At 38.0% G+C, this 22,475-nt stretch carries 25 protein-coding genes, 1 pseudogene and 1 riboswitch; of the genes and pseudogenes, 11 read left to right on the top strand and 15 right to left on the bottom strand.

Annotated features, from left to right (window positions below; all coding sequences use genetic code 11):
• Positions 1 to 46: 46 nt before the first annotated feature.
• Entirely contained in the window at positions 47 to 1,180 is a 1,134-nt protein-coding gene (locus tag A3IA_RS0105865) for a 5-methyltetrahydropteroyltriglutamate--homocysteine S-methyltransferase (protein WP_018380392.1), read from the bottom strand.
• A 191-nt stretch (positions 1,181 to 1,371) separates the two neighbouring features.
• Here A3IA_RS0105865 and A3IA_RS0105870 point away from each other — a divergent pair, with 191 nt between their 5' ends.
• The 7 genes from A3IA_RS0105870 to A3IA_RS0105900 all read left to right on the top strand — a co-directional run bounded on the left by A3IA_RS0105870 (position 1,372) and on the right by A3IA_RS0105900 (position 6,384).
• The gene (locus A3IA_RS0105870; protein WP_018380393.1) at positions 1,372 to 2,241 is read left to right on the top strand and encodes a glycoside hydrolase family 25 protein; all 870 of its coding nucleotides are present in this window, start codon (positions 1,372 to 1,374) and stop codon (positions 2,239 to 2,241) included.
• An 83-nt stretch (positions 2,242 to 2,324) separates the two neighbouring features.
• A riboswitch (TPP riboswitch) is annotated at positions 2,325 to 2,426 on the top strand.
• A gap of 37 nt (positions 2,427 to 2,463) precedes the next feature.
• Complete coding sequence (thiT, locus tag A3IA_RS0105875) at positions 2,464 to 3,021, top strand: energy-coupled thiamine transporter ThiT (protein WP_018380394.1); 558 nt, start codon at positions 2,464 to 2,466, stop codon at positions 3,019 to 3,021.
• 49 nt (positions 3,022 to 3,070) lie between these two features.
• Positions 3,071 to 4,015, top strand: a complete 945-nt coding sequence (locus A3IA_RS0105880; protein WP_018380395.1) for a peptidoglycan recognition protein family protein — start codon at positions 3,071 to 3,073, stop codon at positions 4,013 to 4,015.
• Positions 4,016 to 4,068: 53 nt separating this feature from the next.
• Positions 4,069 to 4,914, top strand: coding sequence for a DUF368 domain-containing protein (locus A3IA_RS0105885; RefSeq protein ID WP_018380396.1), 846 nt, complete (start codon positions 4,069 to 4,071; stop codon positions 4,912 to 4,914).
• Positions 4,911 to 5,384 carry a YbaK/EbsC family protein gene (locus A3IA_RS0105890; protein ID WP_018380397.1) on the top strand — a complete coding sequence of 158 codons (474 nt, stop codon included), beginning with the start codon at positions 4,911 to 4,913 and terminating at the stop codon, positions 5,382 to 5,384. The genes A3IA_RS0105885 and A3IA_RS0105890 overlap by 4 nt, the downstream gene beginning before the upstream one ends.
• Before the next feature lies 1 nt (position 5,385).
• Complete coding sequence (locus A3IA_RS0105895; protein WP_018380398.1) at positions 5,386 to 5,751, top strand: YccF domain-containing protein; 366 nt, start codon at positions 5,386 to 5,388, stop codon at positions 5,749 to 5,751.
• Between the two features lie 9 nt (positions 5,752 to 5,760).
• Positions 5,761 to 6,384: a histidine phosphatase family protein gene (locus A3IA_RS0105900; protein WP_018380399.1), complete on the top strand. Its 624-nt coding sequence runs from the start codon at positions 5,761 to 5,763 to the stop codon at positions 6,382 to 6,384.
• 29 nt (positions 6,385 to 6,413) lie between these two features.
• Here the strand turns inward: A3IA_RS0105900 and A3IA_RS0105905 are convergent, their stop codons facing one another.
• Complete coding sequence (locus tag A3IA_RS0105905) at positions 6,414 to 7,316, bottom strand: HAD family hydrolase (protein ID WP_018380400.1); 903 nt, start codon at positions 7,314 to 7,316, stop codon at positions 6,414 to 6,416.
• A 142-nt stretch (positions 7,317 to 7,458) separates the two neighbouring features.
• Here A3IA_RS0105905 and lysS point away from each other — a divergent pair, with 142 nt between their 5' ends.
• Both lysS and A3IA_RS13250 read left to right on the top strand, forming a co-directional pair.
• A complete protein-coding gene (gene lysS / locus A3IA_RS0105910; RefSeq protein WP_018380401.1) occupies positions 7,459 to 8,949 on the top strand; it encodes a lysine--tRNA ligase in 1,491 nt (496 codons plus the stop codon).
• Positions 8,950 to 9,329: 380 nt separating this feature from the next.
• Positions 9,330 to 9,482: a hypothetical protein gene (locus A3IA_RS13250; RefSeq protein WP_018380402.1), complete on the top strand. Its 153-nt coding sequence runs from the start codon at positions 9,330 to 9,332 to the stop codon at positions 9,480 to 9,482.
• 15 nt (positions 9,483 to 9,497) lie between these two features.
• On the opposite strand, the gene A3IA_RS0105920 is transcribed toward A3IA_RS13250, so the two are convergent.
• Complete coding sequence (locus A3IA_RS0105920; RefSeq protein WP_018380403.1) at positions 9,498 to 9,710, bottom strand: YdbC family protein; 213 nt, start codon at positions 9,708 to 9,710, stop codon at positions 9,498 to 9,500.
• A 217-nt stretch (positions 9,711 to 9,927) separates the two neighbouring features.
• On the opposite strand from A3IA_RS0105920, the gene A3IA_RS0105925 reads away from it, so the two are divergent.
• Entirely contained in the window at positions 9,928 to 10,218 is a 291-nt protein-coding gene (locus tag A3IA_RS0105925) for a DUF3270 family protein (RefSeq protein WP_018380404.1), read from the top strand.
• A 726-nt stretch (positions 10,219 to 10,944) separates the two neighbouring features.
• On the opposite strand, the gene A3IA_RS0105930 is transcribed toward A3IA_RS0105925, so the two are convergent.
• The 12 genes from A3IA_RS0105930 to A3IA_RS0105985 all read right to left on the bottom strand — a co-directional run bounded on the left by A3IA_RS0105930 (position 10,945) and on the right by A3IA_RS0105985 (position 21,403).
• A complete protein-coding gene (locus A3IA_RS0105930; RefSeq protein ID WP_018380405.1) occupies positions 10,945 to 11,370 on the bottom strand; it encodes a YtxH domain-containing protein in 426 nt (141 codons plus the stop codon).
• Between the two features lie 23 nt (positions 11,371 to 11,393).
• Positions 11,394 to 11,792: a DUF948 domain-containing protein gene (locus A3IA_RS0105935; RefSeq protein ID WP_018380406.1), complete on the bottom strand. Its 399-nt coding sequence runs from the start codon at positions 11,790 to 11,792 to the stop codon at positions 11,394 to 11,396.
• 11 nt (positions 11,793 to 11,803) lie between these two features.
• Positions 11,804 to 12,601: a prolipoprotein diacylglyceryl transferase gene (gene lgt / locus A3IA_RS0105940; RefSeq protein WP_018380407.1), complete on the bottom strand. Its 798-nt coding sequence runs from the start codon at positions 12,599 to 12,601 to the stop codon at positions 11,804 to 11,806.
• Complete coding sequence (hprK, locus tag A3IA_RS0105945) at positions 12,594 to 13,532, bottom strand: HPr(Ser) kinase/phosphatase (protein WP_018380408.1); 939 nt, start codon at positions 13,530 to 13,532, stop codon at positions 12,594 to 12,596. Before hprK ends, lgt begins: the two co-directional genes overlap by 8 nt.
• A 271-nt stretch (positions 13,533 to 13,803) precedes the next feature.
• Positions 13,804 to 14,076: a PspC domain-containing protein gene (locus A3IA_RS0105950; RefSeq protein WP_018380409.1), complete on the bottom strand. Its 273-nt coding sequence runs from the start codon at positions 14,074 to 14,076 to the stop codon at positions 13,804 to 13,806.
• Between the two features lie 82 nt (positions 14,077 to 14,158).
• Entirely contained in the window at positions 14,159 to 14,605 is a 447-nt protein-coding gene (locus A3IA_RS0105955) for a SprT family protein (protein WP_018380410.1), read from the bottom strand.
• Positions 14,592 to 16,724, bottom strand: coding sequence for a Tex family protein (locus tag A3IA_RS0105960; protein ID WP_018380411.1), 2,133 nt, complete (start codon positions 16,722 to 16,724; stop codon positions 14,592 to 14,594). The genes A3IA_RS0105955 and A3IA_RS0105960 overlap by 14 nt, the downstream gene beginning before the upstream one ends.
• 333 nt (positions 16,725 to 17,057) lie before the next feature.
• Positions 17,058 to 18,416 carry a branched-chain amino acid transport system II carrier protein gene (gene brnQ, locus A3IA_RS0105965; protein WP_018380412.1) on the bottom strand — a complete coding sequence of 453 codons (1,359 nt, stop codon included), beginning with the start codon at positions 18,414 to 18,416 and terminating at the stop codon, positions 17,058 to 17,060.
• A 389-nt stretch (positions 18,417 to 18,805) separates the two neighbouring features.
• Complete coding sequence (locus tag A3IA_RS0105970; RefSeq protein ID WP_018380413.1) at positions 18,806 to 19,852, bottom strand: LLM class flavin-dependent oxidoreductase; 1,047 nt, start codon at positions 19,850 to 19,852, stop codon at positions 18,806 to 18,808.
• 577 nt (positions 19,853 to 20,429) lie between these two features.
• Positions 20,430 to 20,753, bottom strand: a complete 324-nt coding sequence (locus A3IA_RS0105975; RefSeq protein WP_018380414.1) for a bacteriocin immunity protein — start codon at positions 20,751 to 20,753, stop codon at positions 20,430 to 20,432.
• Positions 20,746 to 21,078, bottom strand: a complete 333-nt coding sequence (locus tag A3IA_RS0105980; RefSeq protein WP_018380415.1) for a hypothetical protein — start codon at positions 21,076 to 21,078, stop codon at positions 20,746 to 20,748. The genes A3IA_RS0105975 and A3IA_RS0105980 overlap by 8 nt, the downstream gene beginning before the upstream one ends.
• Before the next feature lie 16 nt (positions 21,079 to 21,094).
• Positions 21,095 to 21,403, bottom strand: a complete 309-nt coding sequence (locus tag A3IA_RS0105985; protein ID WP_018380416.1) for a bacteriocin immunity family protein — start codon at positions 21,401 to 21,403, stop codon at positions 21,095 to 21,097.
• A gap of 266 nt (positions 21,404 to 21,669) precedes the next feature.
• Here A3IA_RS0105985 and A3IA_RS11910 point away from each other — a divergent pair.
• A pseudogene (locus A3IA_RS11910) lies at positions 21,670 to 22,440 on the top strand (IS3 family transposase).
• Positions 22,441 to 22,475: the final 35 nt, after the last annotated feature.

The following is a 22,475-nucleotide window of genomic DNA, read 5'->3' on the forward strand; positions in this document are numbered from 1 at the left end:
GTAAAATCATCAATAATTCAAGGATTTTTAGAAATGACTTTATTTTTTAATTCCAAACCTCATCAATAATTTCTTTAACCAGTGCCAATTTTTTCCATTGATCTTCTTCAGTTAAAATATTTCCTTCTTCTGTTGAGGCAAAGCCACACTGGGTAGAAAGCCAAAGTTGTTCTAAAGGAAGGTATCTACTAGCTTCTTTAAGACGAGCTATCAACTGCTCCTTATCTTCTAAATCTGGAAATTTTGACGTGATTAGACCTAAAACGGCTACTTTTTCTGGGTCCTTGATTGCTACCAAAGACTCAAATCCACCAGAACGTTCATCGTCAAATTCCAAAAAATAGGTTTTGGCTGCTTCATCAGTAAATAAGGCTTTTGCGACTGAATCATAGCTTCCTGATGATGCCCAAGTGGAATGAAAATTCCCACGACAGACATGTGTGTTGACCAAAAGCCCTTCGGGAACATTTTCATAAACATCATTGTTCAAGGTTAAAAAGAGTTTAGATAACTCATCTCTAACATCTTCTTTAGAGTTTCCTTGAGCTTGAGCCCAGACAGTTAAGAAATTATCATCTACCAAGACACCCCATGTACAATCATCAATTTGTAGCGTTTTTAAGCCCTCATCAACCAGATCATTAATAACCTGTAAGTAAGCAGCTTTGATATGAGCGCGAAGCTCCTCAAAGTCAGGATAAATCTCATTTAACTTATCCACATGCTCTTGATCCCGAATCAATTCAAAATAAAATTGCGAGGGAGCTGGAATGGTGTACTTAGCTTCAACAGCCACACCTTTGGAATCAACATAGTTTTTCAAAAAGCGATAGGCTTCAACAAAAGGGTGATTTTCTCCAGCGATCTTCCCAGAAATTAAAGCAGAATCCGCCTTCGTCTCCTGCCCATGAAACTGATAACCCGAAGAGGCTTGAACATGCTCAATTCCTTGAAACCCCCAGAAAAAATCAAGATGCCAATAAGCACGACGAAATTCTCCGTCAGTCACTTTTTCTAAACCAGCAGCAACTTGTTTATCAACCAAATCCTTGATGGCAATGTCTTCAACAGACTTTAAATCTTCTTGCGAAAGCCTTCCTAACTCGTAAGCCCTACGTGCATTTTGCAAGACTTCCGGCCTTAAAAAAGAACCGACATGTTCAAAATATTTCTCAACCATAAATGTTCTCCAATCATTTTTTGCTTTATTTTAACAAAGCTCCCTATAGTTGAGAAATATATCTTTCCTATACTCAGATATAAGTTAAAACTATTAAAATATGACAATTATGTGACAAAACAGCTTTACTATCGCTTTTCAAGGCAAGTTACTTTGATTTTTTATATTTTTTAAGTTACAATATAACGAAGATGAGAAAGAGAATTAAGCCACCGGTTGCTTTTATACTCTTAGGTTTACCTATTCTTATATTGGTAATTGCAAAGTCTTATGCCATGTTTGCCCGAACAGTTCAGCTAAATGCTGCTAAGGCGACCATCCCAACCGTAAGTACTGCTCCTAAAAATAAAACAGCAACAAGTACAGAAAAAGAAGAAGCTATTACTTCCCTTGATCCCATCATTGATGTTTCTGGATGGCAGTTGCCTGAAGAAATTGACTACGACACCCTATCAAAAAATATTTCTGGGGCAATTGTTCGTGTCTTTGGAGGGTCAGGTATTGGAATTGATAATAATGCCACCAACGCTAAGGGCGTTGATAAATCTTACAAAAAACATATCAAGGAATTTCAAAAGCGTGATGTCCCTGTAGCTGTCTATGCCTATGTCATGGGCGCCAGTGTCAAAGAAATGAAAGAAGAAGCACGCATCCTTTATAAAGAGTCTAAGCCGTATAAACCAACCTATTATTGGTTAGATGTTGAAGAAAAAACGATGGAAGATATGAACAAGGGTGTTGAAGCCTTCCGAAGTGAACTTGAAAAACAAGGTGCTAAAAATATCGGCATATACATTGGAACGTACTTTATGGAAGAACATAGTATTTCCACTGATAAGTTTGATGCCGTTTGGTTCCCAACATACGGTACTGATTCAGGTTACTACGAAGAAGATCCAAATACATCTCTCAACTACGACCTCCACCAGTACACCTCTCAAGGTTATGTTGACGGTTTCGCTAAGCCTCTTGATTTAAATCAGATTGCTAGTAACAAAGACATCGGCTCAACGTATAAAAAGTTATTCGGCAGAAAGCCTAGCAAAGAGGCTCAAGAATAAAACAATCTATTGACAGGTTGTTTTTTTTTCGTTAAACTGTCTGTAATCGATGTCATTTATAATATAAACAACATCTAAAATTAAATATCACAAGGGAGTGCCTTCTGGCTGAGACCACGTGTTTGTGGAATCCTTATCAACCTGATCTGGTTAGTACCAGCGTAGGAATTGTGTCATTATGAACTTGGTAAGACTCCCTCTTTGTCGAAAAGGAGTCTTTTTATGTCGAAAAATCTTAATGCTCTCGTTGAAGCTGCCATTTTTGCCGCACTGGCGATGGTTCTCTCATTTATACCTGATTTTGCCAACTGGTTCACTCCTTCCTTCGGAGCTGTTCCACTGGTCGTCTTCGCACTACGTCGCGGTCCAAAATACGGTCTATTATCTGGACTTCTTTGGGGACTCATGCATTTTGTTCTTGGAAAAGTTTACTACTTAGCTTTCTCTCAAGTATTAATAGAATACATCCTAGCATTTGTTTCAATGGGCTTAGCGGGAATTTTTCATAAGCCATTTCAGACGGCTATTCGTTCAAAAGATACAAAAACAGCCATCATTACTAGTTTTTTGGCTAGTTTGCTAGCAGTTGGTGTGCGCTACTTCTGGCACTTCCTCGCAGGTGTGATTTTCTGGGGTTCATACGCTCCTAAAGGTATGTCAGCCCTTTGGTACTCCTTGAGTGTTAATGGTATTGCTGGTTTAGCAACGCTCGTCCTTGTTTTGATTAGCCTAATGCTCTTAGTATCAGCCCATGCAAATAGAATCTTTTTACCAAAATAATTTAAAACTTTTTTGAAGCATTTTGTGCTTTTGTGCTAAAATATAGTTCATGCAAAGATATAAAAGACGTCATAAGCGTTCTAAAAAAAACAAGAAAAAATTGATTGCCATACTTTTTTTCCTGGTAATTATTCTAACCGGATTTGCAATATTCCACTATTTCAAATCTAGAGAGCGACTTCAATACGAAACGCAACAAATAGCTAAAATCGATCATCATCAAAAACTATTTGATGCGCAGTTTCACCAGGTTAGTAATCCATTTTCTAAACAGGAGACAATTACCATCATTTCCTATCAGGAAGAGTGGTTCAGAGGGAATAATCAGCTATTTGCTGGCTTTACATTTAATGGCAAGAAATATTATACATTAGCCAATAAACTTACTGTCATTCAAGAAAATCCTATTAACCAATCTGTTGCTGACTTAGGCTATCCAAAAGTCAACTTTTCAAAACAGATTAACAAGAGTTTTACAAAGCTGCCCTATCTCAACCTTAACCGTCAACCAAAAGGCATTATCATTCATGAAACAGGCAATGATAGCTCAACTGTTGATGATGAAGTTAATTACATGAAAAAAAATTATCTATCATCAGGCGTCTTTGTCCATAGCTTCATCGATGCCAATCAAATTTTGACCATTGCAGATACTAATTTTATGGCACAGGGTGCCGGTCCTAAGGCAAATCCTAGCTATATCCAATTTGAAATGATCAGAGAAGAAGATTCAGAAGGTTTTACAAGACAGTTAGCTAACGCAGCTTTCTACACTGCTAAACAGTTGCACCATTACCATCTACCAGTCACAGTTGGGCAAGAAGATGGACAAGGAACCATCTGGACTCATGATATGATTTCCAGATATATTGGAGGTACTGATCACACCGACCCTGTTGACTATTGGACAAGCATGGCCAACTATTACTGGGGTGTAGACTATACTGTTGAAGACTTCATCAAGTTGGTTCAAACCTATTATAATCAGCTATAACGACATAAAAATGGTATAATTTAAGTTGTACTATTTTTTATTTGGAGGCATATATGTTTGCATGGCTTAGCCGTTTGGCTAAAGGTATTATCATTGCACTTGGTTTTATCCTGCCGGGTGTGTCCGGGGGCGTACTAGCATCAATTTTGGGGCTCTACCAAAAAATCATTGCATTTCTAGCTCACCCTACTCGTGATTTTCTTAAAAATATTCTCTTTTTTCTACCTGTTGGTGTAGGCGGTATTCTTGGAATTGCTCTCTTTTCTGCTCCGCTTGAATGGTTACTCGCTAATTATCAAGTCGCTACCCTTTGGGCTTTTACGGGGGCTATCGTTGGTACCCTTCCCTCACTTTGGCAAGAAGCCACTATTGACGGTCGCCGCGATAGAACAGATTGGAGCATTTTAATTGTCACTTTCATCGTTTCAGGACTCCTTCTTTTCTTCCTCAATGACCTAGTTGGAACGATACCTGCAAGCTTTGCTAGTTTCATCTTGGCTGGTGCACTTATTGCTCTGGGAGTTCTGGTTCCTGGATTAAGCCCATCCAACCTCCTCTTAATCATGGGACTTTACAGCCCTATGCTTACAGGATTTAAACGCTTAGACTTAGCTGGTGTATTTCTCCCCATCGCTATCGGTGGCGCCGTCACCATGATTCTCTTTTCAAAAGTAATGGATTATGCGCTCGAAAACCATCATTCTCGTGTTTACCATTTTATTTTGGGCTTGGTAACATCAAGTACCCTCTTAATTATTTTGCCAAATCCTCGTTCAGCTGAAAGCATTTCCTATGCAGGTGCAAGTTTTGCTACCTTCATCTTTTCTGCCATTTTATTTGTAGCAGGGATTGCCCTAGGGGTTTGGATGAGTCGTCTTGAAGGAAAATACAAAAAATGAGTAAGAAAAATAAAATCAAGAAAACCCTCGTTGATCAAATTCTCGATAAGGCCGGTATAAAACACGACAGTCTTGTCATCAATGCCAAGACAGGACAACTTCCAGAAAATATCAAAAAAGATGATATTTTCAAAACGCTAGCTTTAATCGGAGATAAAACCGGTCCAATCATTGGTATTATCCCCATAACAGAACATTTAGCTGAAAAGAAACTAGCTAAGATTTCTGGTAATAAAAAAGTTCACATGATTCCTCAAAAAGATCTGCAAAAGACAACTGGCTATGTCCACGGCGCTAACAATCCTGTCGGTATTCGTCAGAAATACAATTTCCCCATTTTTATTGATGAAGTGGCTCTTGAAAAAGGAAACATGATTGTATCTGGTGGTGAGATCGGTCGATCAATTAGAATTGATAGTCAAACCCTAGCTGATTTTGTTCAAGCTAAATTCGCTGATATAAAGGAGTAGTATGTCATTTATTGGAAATCTTATTTGGTTCATCTTCTCTGGGTTCTGGTCTTTTATCACATGGTCAATGATCGGTATCCTACTCTGTATAACCATCGTTGGAATCCCACTAGGACTGCAATGTTTCAAAATTGCCAGTTTTGGTCTTTTCCCTTTTGGAAAAGAAGTAATCATCTCTGATAAAGGAACGAGCCTATTTCTCAATATCATCTGGATTCTGCTTTTTGGTTGGGAATTAGCCCTACTTCACTTAACGTTTGCCTTTTTCCTCTGCCTAACCATCATTGGAATCCCTTTTGCTAGACAATGTTGGAAACTAGTACAAATCAGTCTTTTCCCTTTTGGAATCACAGTCATCAAAGAGTAAGGAGTAAATATGAAACTATATTTTGTACGACATGGTAAAACCCTGTGGAATGAAGAGGGTCGTTTTCAGGGCGCTAAAGGAGACTCGCCCTTACTAGAAGAATCCTACGATACTATTGCAAAATTAGGAAAACGACTAGCTGATGTTCACTTCGACAAAGTTTACTCAAGTGATTTGAAAAGAGCCAAAGTCACAGCAAAACTGATCATGGCTCAAAGTCACACCCCAACAGAAATCATCACCACAAAGGCTTTGAGGGAATGGGATCTTGGAAAACTTGAAGGACAAAAAATAAGTCTGGTTAAATCAATCTATCCTTCTCAAATGAACGCCTTTAGCCATAATCTAGGCGTCTTCAAGGCACATAACTTTGAAGCGGAATCAGTCTACCAAGCAACCCATCGTTTAGAAGTTTTCCTACAAGAGAAAATCGATAAACAACTTGAGAACATACTTCTTGTCGGACACGGTGCCCATCTGACGGCTTCCATCCGAAGTCTACTTGGTTTTGAGCCTGCTTTATTACGAGCACAAGGTGGTTTGGATAATGCCAGTCTCACCATACTAGAAACCGATGATTTAAAAAATTATACTTTGAAGCTCTGGAATGATACCAGTCATTATAATAATTAAAGGTCTTTGGGAACACGTCCCAAAGACCTTTAATTTGCATATTTCATACGTAAGATTTTTTCTTGCTTGGCATCAAGACGAAGTAAAATAACCACTTTATCAATACTCATATTACTTTCTAGAAGTCGTTCAGCTGCCATCATAAGTCCGTTATTAAGTCCCATTTCAAGAATAGGGTTTTTCTTGTCATTAACATCAAAAATAAACTTGTTATCAGGGAGGTCAAACAAGACTTTTACCGCCCCATACAGTTGCTCAAAATTATCAATAGCGACATCATAAACCGGTTTCGTACCTGCTTTTAAGCTCCGCCCACGATGGTTAAACCACATAGCATGCCAGCCACCATTTTTAGCACCCATGACATCATTGTCATAGGAATCCCCAACATAAAGCGTTGTCGCTGGACTCATGTCAAACTGCTCGGCGGCTAAATTAAAAATTTCTTTTTCAGGTTTTTGGAACCCAGTCGCCTGACTCACAATCACACGCTTAGGATCAACATAGTCGTAAAGTCCAAGCTTCTTCACTTTTTTTAATTGATGCTCAGTTGGACCATTGGTGATAATCCCAATTGGCACATTCTTAGACTTCAAAAAATCAAGAGTCATGCGCATCTCATCAAGCATGGTGATATTCTCTAACTCATGCTCATAGATTTCTTGAAAGTGATTCCCTTCAGCTTCATCAATCTCACGATAACCAAATTCCACCAACGTCTCTTTACAACGCCAAAAACGAAAATACTCTGTCGTCCATTCTCCAGCCATAACACGCGGAAAACCAATATCTGAATAGTGTCTAAAACGAATGTAAGCCTGATTCATCTGACTCATATCAAAATCAGGAAAACACTTCTCCATCGCCAAACGATAAGGTGCTTGCTGATCATAAATCGTATCATCGACATCAAAAACAATTGAGGTTATCATGAATGCTAAATCCTTTTTCTATTTTTTCAAACGTGACTATTATATCATTTTCTTTATTTTTTACCAAACAGCATTCTAACAATAGTGAATTATCAAGCGTTTTGTGTTACAATAGGGTGATTATTTATTGGAGGATGTCATCATGTCTAAAGAACATATGGAAGAATTGAATGACCAGGAGATTGTCCGTCGCGAAAAAATGACGGCTCTTGCTGAACAAGGTATCGACCCATTCGGTAAACGTTTCGAACGCACTGCAAATTCTGGCGAATTAAAAGAAAAATATGCTGATAAGAGCAAGGAAGACTTGCACGATCTAAACGAAACTGCTATTGTTGCAGGTCGTTTAATGACTAAGCGTGGTAAAGGTAAGGTTGGATTTGCCCACCTTCAAGACCGTGAAGGTCAAATTCAACTTTATGTTCGTAAAGATACTGTTGGTGAAGAAAATTATGAGATTTTCAAAAAAGCTGACTTGGGTGATTTTCTTGGTGTTGAAGGTGAAATCATGCGCACAGACATGGGTGAACTTTCTATTAAAGCTACAAAATTAACGCACCTTTCAAAAGCTCTTCGTCCTCTTCCTGAGAAATTCCACGGATTGACAGACGTTGAAACCATTTATCGTAAACGCCACCTTGATTTGATTTCTAACCGTGACAGTTTTGATCGCTTCGTAACCCGTTCAAAAATCATTTCTGAAATGCGCCGTTACCTTGATGGTCTTGGCTTCCTTGAAGTAGAAACACCCGTTCTTCATAATGAGGCAGGTGGTGCTGCTGCCCGTCCATTTATCACCCATCATAATGCTCAAAACATTGACATGGTACTTCGTATTGCAACTGAGTTGCATTTAAAACGTCTTATCGTTGGAGGTATGGAGCGTGTTTACGAAATCGGACGTATTTTCCGTAACGAAGGAATGGATGCTACCCACAACCCTGAATTCACATCTATCGAAGTCTATCAAGCCTATGCTGACTATCAAGACATCATGGACTTGACAGAAGGTATCATCCAGCACGTAACAAAAGCTGTAAAAGGAGATGAGCCAGTCATCTACCAAGAAACTGAAATCAAAATCAATGAACCGTTCAAACGCGTCCACATGGTTGATGCTGTTAAAGAAATCACTGGAGTTGACTTCTGGCAAGACATGACTTTAGAAGAAGCTGTTGCTGTTGCTAAGGAGAAAAAAGTACCGCTTGAAAAACACTTTACTTCCGTCGGTCACATCATCAATGCTTTCTTTGAAGAATTCGTTGAAGAAACACTCATTCAGCCTACTTTTGTCTATGGACATCCTGTTGAGGTGTCACCACTTGCTAAGAAAAATGATAAAGACCCTCGTTTCACAGACCGCTTTGAACTCTTTATCATGACTAAAGAATACGGTAATGCCTTTACAGAGCTGAACGATCCAATTGATCAGTTATCACGTTTTGAAGCACAAGCACAAGCTAAAGAACTAGGTGACGACGAAGCAACTGGTATCGACTATGACTACGTTGAAGCTCTTGAATATGGTATGCCACCAACAGGTGGACTGGGTATTGGTATTGACCGCCTCTGCATGCTCCTAACAGACACAACAACCATTCGTGATGTGTTACTTTTCCCAACGATGAAGTGATTCTTACATTGGAGACAAGATTAGTAGAGCATATCCTAAAAGTTTACCTTCTGGTTTGAATCACGGTCAAAGAATGCCTACTGGTCACTCTTACTCCCTTGAATAAAATAATTTTTATCTAGGGAGGATGCGTGTTGCACATACTATTTCATTTTAAATTTGGTTTCAAAAATAACCTGTAATAAAAAAGAAAAATCACTCTTTCAAAGGGCGATTTTTCTTTATCCGTCATTCTAAAAATGTTACACTATAGTCAAATGAATTAACTTTCAGATAAGGAACGGAAGATGCGGGCAGTGCTTGAGTACGACAAATCGGAAATGACGTGTATCAAAGTTAATTCAAAAGACTATATATTCATAACAATTTGAGGAGTTATCATGTCTAGGGAATATCTTGCTTATTTATCCGCTGCTATTTTTATTTTATACGGTTTAATGGCAGCCAAATGGATATTTGTCTTTCTCGGTGCTGTTTTTATTATCATTGGCATTGCGGATCGTCTACAACATAAAAATAAGATTGGTAAATAACACCAATCTTATTTTTTATTTCTTAAATTCTTGAACCAGAACTTGAAATTCTTCATTGGTCAGCGTAATTCCCTTACCCATTTTAGTATGGTCAGGGCTCCAAGTTCTGATGTCAAACTTTGGTTCTGCTCCATTAAAACTGACACGGTTTAATTCTTTGGTCCATCCCTTATCATTTTCCGATAACACTAAGAGTTTTTCAACAATTTCAAATTTAAATTCTGCCATAAAGACCTCCTAATTATCAATTCGATATTATAGGGACATTATATCATTATTTTACCTTAATTTTGGAAGTGTTTTTTTTGTATTCTAATACTACAAAAAGAAATACTTTGAGTTGTTGTGGTATTTAAATACTAAAACAGCTTTTTTATTTCTAAAAACTAGTGACAAGCTTCGTTTATTATGGTATTATGATATGGAATTAAACGTAGGAGTTGTTATGGCAAGTCATTTAAATAAAAAAACTCTGCCAGATGAGCAACGTCATCAAGAAGTAGAGTTAGAGGAAAAATATCAAAGTTACCAAGACTTTGATCATAATAACATCAGACTTAGAGAGTTAGCCTTTTTTGGACAAATTGCGATTTTCTCGATTTTTACTGTACTTACAGCATTTGTTCTTTTAAGTTTTAGCGTTGAACCCTATTTAGCCTTTCCGATTGCAATGTTGGTTGCCACTGCTTTAACCTCTATTGTATACCAAATTATCATTACATTTCTAAAAAAATAGTACCTTACAACTTTTCTTGTGAGGTACTATTTTCGTTGTAGTAGGATTTTTGCACCCCTGAATAACAGTTAAGGTCGAAAACACATAGCTTCTTCATTTGATTACCTTATATTTAATAAAAATAGATACACCCCAAATACTATAAAACAACTTTATCTTAATCGATGAAACGAATTAAACAATCTTTCCTATGTTTTCTATTGCAGATACCTCCAATGCATGATTCTCTGTCCTGAGAACTTACGTTTTTACCTGTCGGTAATCTTCTTGCTTTCGCGTCACAAACGTTTGAGAATCAAGCCTTTAAAATGCTTAATGAAGTGATTGAAAACTGCAGAAAGTCTTTCAAAATTTGCATTGTTTTGACTTAACACTCTTTAAAAATCACATCCAAACCTTATTGACTTGAGGTGATAAACTTTAGTTCTAGCTGCATCAGAGCTACCCAGTCTAATTTTAATTTTCATTGAATATAAAATCAATTGTTTATAGAATTGGAGCATAATCTATTTTTGATTTTTAGTTAGCATTGCTTGTAAAGACGGTAACTGACGGGCAGTAGAAACAAATACCCCAGCAAACTAGATAACCTAACCATAAAAAAAGAACGACAAAATCGCTGATTTCCTAGAAATCCGACTTTGTCGCTCTTTTTGTGATTATGGCTTCAAGCCAGTTTTTCACGTTGTGAAAATCATAACCACCTGTCGTCACGGGCGGTTATGACTAAGCTTCTTCATCATCAGAGTAGTCAATAACAATATCATCTACTTCTACTGCACTTTTGACATCTTGATTGTTCTTATCTGCCTTTTCATCACCTTCCCAATCAGCAATCTGATTCATTTTTTGAACGGCTATTTCTTTAACAAGAGCTGCTTTTTCTTTAACCTGTTCAAAAACTTCTTCGGGAGTCAAGTTTCCGTTTTCATATTTTGATTTGTAATCATTGAACTTTTCAACAGTCAAATCTTTATAGCTATTAGCTTTTTCTTTGGCGTACTGATTATATTCTTCAGGATTTTCTTTGTAGTCAGTGATAAAGTCACTAGCTTTAGCTTTGGCTTCTTTTCCTTTAGCTGTACTAAAGAAATACGCCGCCACTACACCAACTGTTGCACCAATGAGTAATGATTTTCCTAATTTTGCCATGTTGTTTCCTCCTAAACAAATACTTATTTATTCTTTTTTTTAAATAATTTTGCGCCAACTTTACCAGTAACGTATGATTTACCAACTGTACTTAATGCACTGCCGACACCATTAGTTTTCTGACCAATATTACGAGCTTTAACATTCAAATCAGAGACGCTTTCTGACAAATCAGCAATAGCGACAAAAAGTGGATCAATCGTCGAAACTTTACCATTAACATCTTCAACTAAGACATTGGCTTTGGCTAAAATTTCATTGGTTTGAAAGAGCGTTACATTCACATCACTGGTCAGTACCTTGATGGTCTCTTGTGCCTCATCAATTGTTCCTGCAACTTTTTTCAATACCATAATCAAGTAAACCACTAAGGCAACAAAGGCCAGAGCGATAATAAAAACTGAAATACCTACTAAATTCATATGTTCTCCTATTATTTGTTTGCATTTTTAAGATTAAGGTAAAAAGGAATATCAGAACGGCGTCTGCGGTAGATAAAAAGAATTAGTCCAACGATAATCAACAGAGCCGATAACCATTGTGATACTCTCAATCCTGCCAACATAAGACTGTCTGTTCGCATGCCTTCGATTACAAAACGACCACAACCATACCATATTAGGTAAAAGAGACTTGGCTCACCCTTTTTCAAAAGTTTCGGTTTGTGTCTCAAACTAATGATGATAATAAAGCCAATAAGATTCCAAAGTGATTCATAGAGGAAAGTTGGCGTTCTATACGCACCATCAATATACATCTGATTTCTGATAAATTCTGGAAGGTAGTCCAAGTGTTGAACTGATTTACCAAAAGCTTCTTGATTGAAGAAATTTCCCCAGCGTCCCAAACTTTGTGCAATCATAACACCCGGTGCGGCAATATCCAAGAAGTCCACTGTATCAATAAAATGATGTCTCGTGAAAAAGTAAAGAACCAAGGCTCCAGCTATTAAACCGCCATAAATAGCAATCCCACCATTCCAAATAGCGAAGACTTCAGATAGATGATCCTTGTAGTATAACCATTCAAAGATAACATAATAAAAACGTGCCCCAAGAATAGCGATAGGAAAGGCGATGAGAATAAAATCAAGAACAGAATCCGGATTTATTTTTTTTCGCGGTGCTTCTTTCATAGCCAAATAAACAGCCAAAATTAAGCCTGTAACGATACACAAGGCATACCAGCGAATTTCAAGAGGTCCTAGCTTTAAGGCTGTAGGATCAATCATTTTCTGCAGCCTCATTTCTAGAAATAAGGTTTGTCAAACGATTTTCAAATGTTTTCGTTGCATCAAAGCCCATTAACTTTGCGCGGTGGTTCATCGCGGCTGCCTCAATCACAACCGATACATTTCGTCCTGTTTTTACAGGGATACGCACACGGGGAACTTTAACACCTGAAAATTCAATTTCTTCGTTACCGTTTCCGAGGCGATCAAAAACTTTTCCGGGTTCAAAGTTCTCAAGATAAATGGCTAATTGAACTTGTGAGGAATCTTTGACAGCACTTGCTCCGTAAAGACTCATGATATCAATGATACCAACACCACGAATTTCCAAGAGATGACGTAAAATTTCTGCTGGCTCGCCCCAAAGCGTTTCTTCATCCTTGGCATAAACATCAACACGGTCATCAGCAACGAGACGGTGACCACGTTTGACCAACTCTAGTCCGGTCTCACTCTTACCAATTCCCGAGTCACCTTGAATCAGAACACCCATGCCATAGATATCCATAAGGACTCCATGTACGCTGGTTCGCTCAGCCAAACAAGAATCAAGATACCATGAGATTTCACCGGATAATCGACTAGTTGGGATTTCACTGGAGAGAACAGCAACACCATTTTTACTAGCCGCTTGAATAATTTCTTCCTGAATTTCCAAACCACGAGAGACAATAATAGCAGGTGTCTGAGATCTGAACATCTCACTCAAAACCTGAAAACGGTTATGTGCCGTCATGGCATTGAGGTAAGACCACTCTTTCATTCCTACCAATTGAACACGCTCAGGCGCATAGTAATCAAAATAACCTGTCATTTCAAGACCGGGTCTTAAAATATCTGAAGTCGTTATTTTTTTAGCTAGCAATGTGTCATCACCATAGATAATATCACACTTAATTTTATCTACCAGCATTTGAACTGTAACAGACATAAGTTCTCCTTAACTAAAAGCTTTATTTCAGAACATTATATCATATTTTCAGAAAAAAGTAAGCGCTCACCAACTTTCAGAAAAAGGGGGGCATTTTCAAAAAAAGAGAGACTAGTTTGCTAGAAAATGTCACAAACCAATCTAATCTTTCCTTGTCCTCATAAATAGTTTGCTCTTCCAAGTCATAAACTATGGCTTCAAAGCTAGCTAGCGATAATATCAAAAGACATAGCTGTTGCTGTAATACTTCTTAAATAGCTCTTTTATAGACTTACCAAAGCCAGTCATCATCGTCAGAACCTACTGATTCAGCATTTTTACGACGACGTTTGCTACTACCAAAACGCTGTCTCTCCAAATCTTCTTTATAGGGTAAAAAGATAGCTAATACCACGTAGATAATAATTGGAAACTGTGCAAACAGACAGGATACTACAAAAAGTGCTCTCACCAAATTAAGGTCCCAATTGAACTTATCTGATAGACCAGCAAGCACTCCTGCCAGAACCCGTCCACGTTTCAATCGATAAAATTGATCCTCCATCATATTCTCCTTCTAACCATAAATCTGATCCCGTATTTTCATAATATAAGTATAAGCCAAAGCAGAAAAAAACAAATCAGCCTTACGACTGATTTGCAATATTTTCATCACTTAACTTACCTTGGCACCTACCACAACGGTATTTTTTGAGGTCAATTCGTCGTCTGCGAGGATAGATTTGTCCACAATTTTGACAATAATAAGTATGTTTGTAGCTGATTTCTTGAAGCTTAGGAGCAAAGCGAATCCCATCAACTTCTTTTAGCAACTGTTTAAAGTCTCGATCTTGGTGTTTATAACCTTTTCCCTGAAAATAAAGATGATAATGACACAGCTCGTGTCGAACAATCTGACGAAAAATCGCTTCTCCATATACTTCCAAGTGTTTAGGATTGAAATCTAAATGGCCATCATTAGGAAAGAATCGTCCACCAGTCGTTCTCAAGCGCTTATTCCAGTAGGCTTGGTGACGAAAGTCACAACCAAAATCTTCCAGTGAAACTTGTCTAACGAAATCAGTTAGATTCACGCGGACTTACCAAGGAAAGATTAATTTTATCGCGCTCAAGGTCAAGTTTTGATACCCAGACAGTCACAATATCACCAACTGAGACGACTTGGCTTGGGTGTTTGACAAAGGTCTTGGACATTTGTGAGATGTGGATAAGACCATCGTCGTGAAGACCGATGTCCACAAAGGCACCGAAATCCACAACATTACGTACAGTTCCTTCAAGTTTTTGCCCAATCGTCAAATCCTTAATATCAAGAACATCTTGGCGAAGAACAGGAGCTTCAAAGTCATCACGAAGATCGCGACCTGGTTTGAGAAGGTCTTGAATAATATCTTTCAGCGTTTCTTGACCAAGTTCGAGCTGCTTAGCTGTTTCAGCAACATTTAGGGCTTGTAATTTTACTTTTGCGGAATCATCCAAATCCTTGATGTCAAGCTGTTTGAAGAGTGTTTTAACAGCCGCATAACTTTCTGGGTGAACCCCCGTATTATCAAGGACATTCTTAGCGTTTGGAATACGTAGGAAACCTGCCGCTTGCTCAAAAGCTTTAGCACCAAGACGAGGAACCTTTTTGATCTCCGCACGAGATTTGATAGTACCATTTTCTTCACGGTATTTGACAATGTTTTCAGAAATAGTCTTGTTTAGTCCTGAAACATGAGCCAAGAGAGCTGGACTTGCTGTATTTACATTGACACCAACTTGGTTAACCACGGTATCCACAACGAAATCAAGATTCTCTGCCAGTTTTTTCTGACTAACATCGTGCTGATATTGACCGACACCAATGGATTTTGGATCAATTTTCACCAATTCTGCCAGCGGATCTTGGAGGCGGCGTGCAATGGAAATGGCTGAACGTTTTTCAACAGTTAAATCAGGAAATTCCTGACGAGCCAATTCTGAGGCTGAATAGACAGATGCGCCGGATTCATTCACAATAACGTAGGAAACTTGTGGAAACTCCTTAAGAACTTCTGCAACAAAGGCTTCGCTTTCACGGCTAGCTGTCCCATTACCAATAGCAATGATTTCAATAGCATAGGTTCGGATGAGTTCTGCCAATTCTTTTTTAGCTGTTTCTATCTTCGCTTGACCTGCTGGTGGTACTGGATAGATAACGTGTGTTGTCATCAACTTTCCTGTCTGATCAACAACAGCTAATTTAGCTCCTGTACGAAAGGCTGGATCAAAACCAAGAACCATTTTACCTTTTAATGGAGATACCAAAAGCAGATTACGAAGGTTTTCTGAAAAGAGACCAATGGCTCCATCTTCTGCACTTTCTGTTAATTCTGTCCGAATACGACGTTCCATTGCTGGAATAATTTTTTTCTTACAAGCTTCTTGAACAATCTTGTGGATATAGTCGTTTTTTTCTTTGAATCGGGCTTCATAGAAACGAAGCATTTTCTCAAGGTTATGCTCAAAAGTAACCTTTAAGACTCCTAATTTTTCTCCGCGGTTGAGGGCAAGAACACGATACCCTTGAATTTTTTTCACAGCTTCTTCAAAATCATAATAGATTTGGAAAATTTGCTTATCATCCGCTTCTTGATCCTTGAGCTGAGAAGTTAACTGACTGTTAGCCCAAATTTCATTATAAGTCCAAGACCGCAATTTATTATCATCTGATAAAGCCTCAACCAAGATATCACAAGCACCTGCTAAGGCCTTTTCGGCTGTTTCAAAGCCATCAGTGGTAAAGCTTTCTGCTTCTTTTTCGAGATGAGGAACATTTTGCAAGATGAGACGGGCTAATGGGAACAGACCTGCTTCACGCGCAATTGTCGCTTTGGTACGGCGTTTTTCTTTATAGGGTAAATAAAGTTCTTCAACATCCGCTAATTTTTCAGCTGCTTGAATAGCCTGACGAAGTTGTTCTGTTAGCTTACCTTGCTCCTCAATCTTTGCAAGGACAGTCTCTTTTCGATCTGAAAGAACCGTCAAAGACTTATCCAAATCGATAATAGCTTTGATTTGGACTTCGTCTAAATTACCCGTTTTTTCTTTACGATAACGAGCGATAAAAGCAATGGTATTTCCTTCTGCCGTTAAGGCTAAAACTTGCTCAATTTGTTGACTTTTTAATCCCAATTCCTGGGTGATTTTACTAAGATTTTGATTTTCCATAACTTAATTATTATAGCTTAAATAGCCGAATTTCGCTAGGTCAATAAAAAGAGTGACTGTAGTCTTTCTCACAGAAAAAGAAAGCACAATCACTCTTTTATACGATTTGAAGATATTATCACACGACTAGTGTTCATAGCAGCTTATCAAACTTATACTCAATGAAAATCCAAAGCAAACTAGGCGACACAGATAGCAGATAGAACTAAAGTTCATCAAATCACGTCAATAAGGTCTGCTTGGGATTTTTGCAGAGTATTAAAAACCATCGTCAACAGACAATGGTTACAGAAAGTTAGTTTTTGATTTTGGATGAGTATCAGAACATAAACATTAACTATAAACTGTTAATTTTTCTTTTTCAAACTGTTGCCAGATGACACCTACTGCTAGACCAACTAGAGCTGGTAAAATCCATCCCATACCAAGTTCAAAAAACGGTAACACTTTTGCTGCAAAGTTGATTAGTCCTTGAACAGGTGCTAACTCATGGATAAGCGCTGGTGTTGCGTTTAATCCATCTACGATAGCTGCTAATAAAGTAAACACAATAACGGATTGGTAAACTTTTTGTGACAATGGCAACCAAGCTGACGCAATTCCCAATAAAACTAAGACAATCGCTAAAGGATAGATAAACATCAAAACCGGGAGTGATAGTTGGATAATTTGTGTCAAACCAACATTTGCAATAATAGCTGGAAGGATTGAAAAGACCATCAAGTAGAAGTCATAAGGTTTGCTTGGAAAGAGTTCGTTAAAGGTTTCTGAACAAGCAGTTGTCAATCCAATACACGTTTTAAAACAACCTAGGAAAACGATAAGCGCAAGGATAATGCTTCCAAGGGCGCCAAGATAATGAGCTGTAATTTGTCCAAGTGCAATACCACCATTTTCACTCATATCAAAACCACCAAGACTTGTAGCTCCTGCATAGCCGAGCAGGGTGTAGATGAGTCCCATAAGCCCCATGGCTATCAAACCTGATTTTGTCATCTCTATTGCAAGTGATTTAGGTTGAGTAATCCCCTTTTGTTTAAGAGCCGTAATGACGACGATACCAAAGGCTAAACCAGCCAAAACGTCAAGAGTATTATAGCCTTCAATAAAGCCTTTTAAGAATGGGGCAGACTGATAGGCTTGACCTACTGCTGCAGTTTTAACAGCCCCTAATGGACTGACAATCACAAGAAGAAGAACAATTCCCAGTACCAATAAGAAGGCTGGATTGATATATTTTCCAATAATATCAATCAATTTACCAGGTTTTTTCGATAACAGATAGGCTAAACCAAAGAAAATCACCGAATAAACAGCCAGTGCTGGTGTCTTCATTGTATCACTTAAAAAAGGAGCAAATGCAATTTCAAATGAAGTTGTCGCCAAACGTGGCATCGCAAAAAAAGGACCAATCACTAGATATAATGCAATTGTGAAAAAGTAGGCAAATGGTTTAGTTACGCGACTTGCCAAATGAAATACCCCCTTTCCTCCTGAGAGCCCAATAGCCATAATACTGAGAAAAGGAAAACCTATAGCTGTCAATAAAAACCCTAAATTGGCTGACCAAATGTTTGCTCCTGCTTCTTGACCCATATGAACTGGGAAAATCAGATTACCAGCTCCAAATAAAATACCAAAAAGCATTGAGCCAATGAAGAATGAATCTTTTCGTGATAGCGTTTGTTTCACATGAGTTCCTCCTAAATAAAAATTGTGCTTATTATATCATGAAAATAAGCTTGAAAACAAGACTATTTTCAAAAAAATTCAAATTTTCCAAATTTTATTTCAAAAAGAAAAATTCTAAAAATAACATTAGTCAACTTAGGGTATGAAAAACAACTCAGAAAGATACTACAAAAGGTCACCCCCTCTAAACAATAGAAAAATTGAAAAAGTATAGTCAAATGGATTAACTTTGATAGATCGTCACTTTCGACTTGCCGTACTCAAGTACTGTCTACTATCAGGGACGTATATCAAAATTACCCAAAATGAACTTTTTTCAACTTTGCCTGATCCAGTACTCAGGTTTTATCTTAATTTATTTTAGGTCATTTACTGTTTTTAATAACTACTTATTTCCCGTCAAAATATTTTCGAACAAGGGGAGCTACTTCTTCCCCATAGAGGCGAATGGCTTCCAATACTTCTTCATGGGGCATTGAGCCAATCGGTAAATGCAACATGAAACGGTTAAGTCCAAGTGCTTCAATCAATCCGATGATTTTTGTGGCAACATGCTCTGGATCTCCGACAAACATTGCCCCGTCTGGTCCTACTTGTTGCAAGTAAGTCTCATAAGTCATCGATGACCAGTGAGGACGATCCTTCCCAATATTATCTGTTTCAGTCTTGGTTGGGTAGTAATAATTGTCAATAGCTGATTGGTTACTCTTTTCCAGCCACCCCCATGAATGTGCTGCAACTTTCATTTTGCTCAAATCATGACCATGTCGACTCGCAATTTCACGATAAATAGCGACTAACTGTCCAAAGGCCTTGGGATTGCCACCGATTGTCGCATAGGCGATAGGTAAACCACGCTCCGCAATTTTAACCGTTGAATCCAAGTTTCCACCTGTCGCCACCCAAATTGGAAAGTCTTCTTGGATAGCTCTTGGATAGACAGGTCTTTTTTCCACCGTTTGGGTATGTTTGCCTGCCCAGCTTAGTTCTGTATTATCACGTATCTTAATGAGCATATCCAATTTCTCATCAAATAGCTCATCGTAATCCCGTAAATCGTAGCCAAAGAGTGGGAAGGATTCGATAAATGAGCCACGACCAGCCATGATTTCTGCACGACCGTTTGATAGGGCGTCAATAGTCGCAAACTGTTGGTAAACACGAACAGGATCATTAGAAGATAAAATAGTCACCGCGCTCGAGAGACGAATACGCTTGGTATTAACTGCTCCTGCTGCTAAAATAATCTCCGGTGCAGACACCGCAAAATCTTCGCGATGGTGTTCGCCAATAGCATAAATATCCAAACCTACCTTGTCAGCCAACTCAATTTCCTCCACCAGGTTGCGAATACGTTGCCCGTGGCTTAAAAGCTCACCTGTTTTTTCCAAAGGAGTTGTCTCGCCAAAAGTTGTAATTCCCAGTTCAATAGTCATTTATAATACCTCAATTCTTTATCTTGAAAATATTTTATTACTAACTAGTTATATTATCAAGAAAAGCGTCTTGAGATAAAAAAGAGTGTTAGCCCTCACCAATAACGTCATCTACTTTACCGCCGAGCTTTATCGGAAAATTCACGACACTTCTAACAGATTTGAAATTTTAAAAAGAGATAATGCTCAAAAAAATATACACTAAAAGACCACTCGGATGAGACCAGAGTGGATGCACCAATGAGAATAATCAAGAATAAAAACATCCACTGGCTTTACTTCAAGTAATAGCAAGACAGAATTATGTCTTTTTTTAAACGTCAGATTTTTCTTGATTTGATAGATAAGAAAAGAAGATTCTCAGATTGAGGAAGAACAGGATTAGCTCCATAAACAGGATTCGTAATAAACTTTATCACCAACTTTGTCCACAACAATAGCTCAAAATTAAAGTGATAAGGCAATTAACCCCTGTAACACTTATCTTGTCTTTCATTCGGTATGACGATATTCCTATTTCATTCAAGAGATTTTTTTCTTCCAATCGCTTATAGTCATCTTGTGATACTTATGTCTCTTATCTTAGTAAGCCTGCTAACGATTGAGCCAACATCTGTAATGGCGCTAGATGACCACGCTCAACACTAGGATATTTGGCCAACCATAATCCTAAGTCAATAACCGACTTGGGAGCCTCATAACGATGACAAACGAGATAATAAGAAATAGATTGGCTAAGCCGTGCTGTAATTGCCGAAACATCACGATTCGTTTTGGCATTCTCCAACTCAGCCATACAATTCTCAAATAATAAATTTAAGTCACCATTTCTTTGCACATGATAATCGTTTAGCACCTTCATCAATTCATTTTTCAATTCTGCTTTTAATTTCTTAGACATTAGTTTCCTCTCCTTCAACGAGTTGGTATTCCTTTTGAAACGTTTTTTCAGAAATGACACGATGATTGGTGACATCAAGATAGTCACCTGGATAGGCTAAGACATACATCCCGTAGCCACCAAATCCGCCTGCCATCGCACCAACGGCGCCTGTTTTAGCATTTTCAATTGCTGATGGTTGTAAAGCAGCCATCAAAATCCTCACATGATGATCAATCCAAACCATAATGTTTTTATCAAAAGCTTCTTGAACCCAGTCTGGATAAGGTTCAATTCGATTAACTTTCCAAACCAAAACAGGTTCATTTCTATATAAAATCGCCACCTGAAATCTCCTAAAATTATTTACCAAGCCCCCATAAACCTATGCTCATCAATCCCTTGGCGATATTTGAATATTTTTCACCACGATAGGCAATCTCCCGATAAAGCCTTGCAACATTTGGAGATAATTTTTTATAGTCTTTAAGATTTTTCACTGCCAGCTGTCGCAAATCCTCCGCAAACCGCATCACACTAACTTGATAGTCACTACCACGCTCCAAATCAGACATAAAAGCCCGTAAAATGTCTCTTTCTTCTTGACTGACTGATGGGTCTAAAATCAGATTATAAACCCTAATCAACATTTGTTCTCTATCATTAGTCATTGACTTATCTCCTATACACTAATTTTCTCTTGTTCAATAAGTATACCACCAATAAGTAGTATTTTCTTTTAAAATCCTAAACAGTCATTTAACTTTCCTGAATGGTAAAAATCCAAGACTCATCTGCTGACAAGTCTTGGAAAATTCTTAATTCCAGTAAGAGAAAAACTAGATAGTAATTACAAAGTGTTCTACACTGGAAAAGAAATAGGGGAATTGATGGCTAAAAAATACGCCAACAATCTACAGGTGACCTCAAACAACAAATGGTTGAACTTCAGAATACAGGAAAAAGCGTAGTGAGCTTATCAAGAAATATGATTTAACACCCTAAACCTTTGATAAGTGGGGTAAATAGGCAAAACCCACTGATTCATACAAAACCATTGATGAGCTAACGGATGAACAGCGTGAGCTGATTGTCCTTGGGAAGCGTAATAAAGAGCTAGAAAGATAACGAAAGTCTCGAAGCCAAGGGAATCACCGTATCCCGTCGTCGAATCATAAATAGACACTGAACTTAGTTTGTATCTATCAACAGTCTGATTCAAAACGCATTCTAAAGGGAAAAATGAGGCGCTAATTCCAAATCATTTAGCTAGACTATTTTACGAACAAGAGCCTTTGAATACTATTGTGACAGAATTAACCTATGTCTGATTCATTATCAACCTCTTCAATCGTGAAATCATTGACGTATCCGTTGTTTAGCGTAAGACCTCTGCGTTGGTGAAATAAGCTATTCAGATCCTCCCCTTACGCCTTAACCAAGACTAACTCCACTCTGATTGCGGAAAAGAATTCGATAATCGAATGATTGATGACTTCATAGAAGTCTTTGACATCACTCGTTCACTTTATCAAGCCGGCTGCCCTTATGACAATGCCGTCTCTGAGAGTAATTACCATTCTTTTAAGATTGAGTTTATCAAGCAAGAGACCTTCCATACTCTGGAAGAATCAATCTTAAAACCGAGGAATATGTTCACTGGTGGAACCTCCACCGCACCGTATTCACAGCAGTTCTTAGCTATTAAACACCAATGACTAAGAGATTAATCGCTTAAGAAAA

The organism is Streptococcus thoraltensis DSM 12221, from assembly GCF_000380145.1.
In the GTDB taxonomy this organism is placed as follows: Bacteria; Bacillota; Bacilli; order Lactobacillales; family Streptococcaceae; genus Streptococcus; species Streptococcus thoraltensis.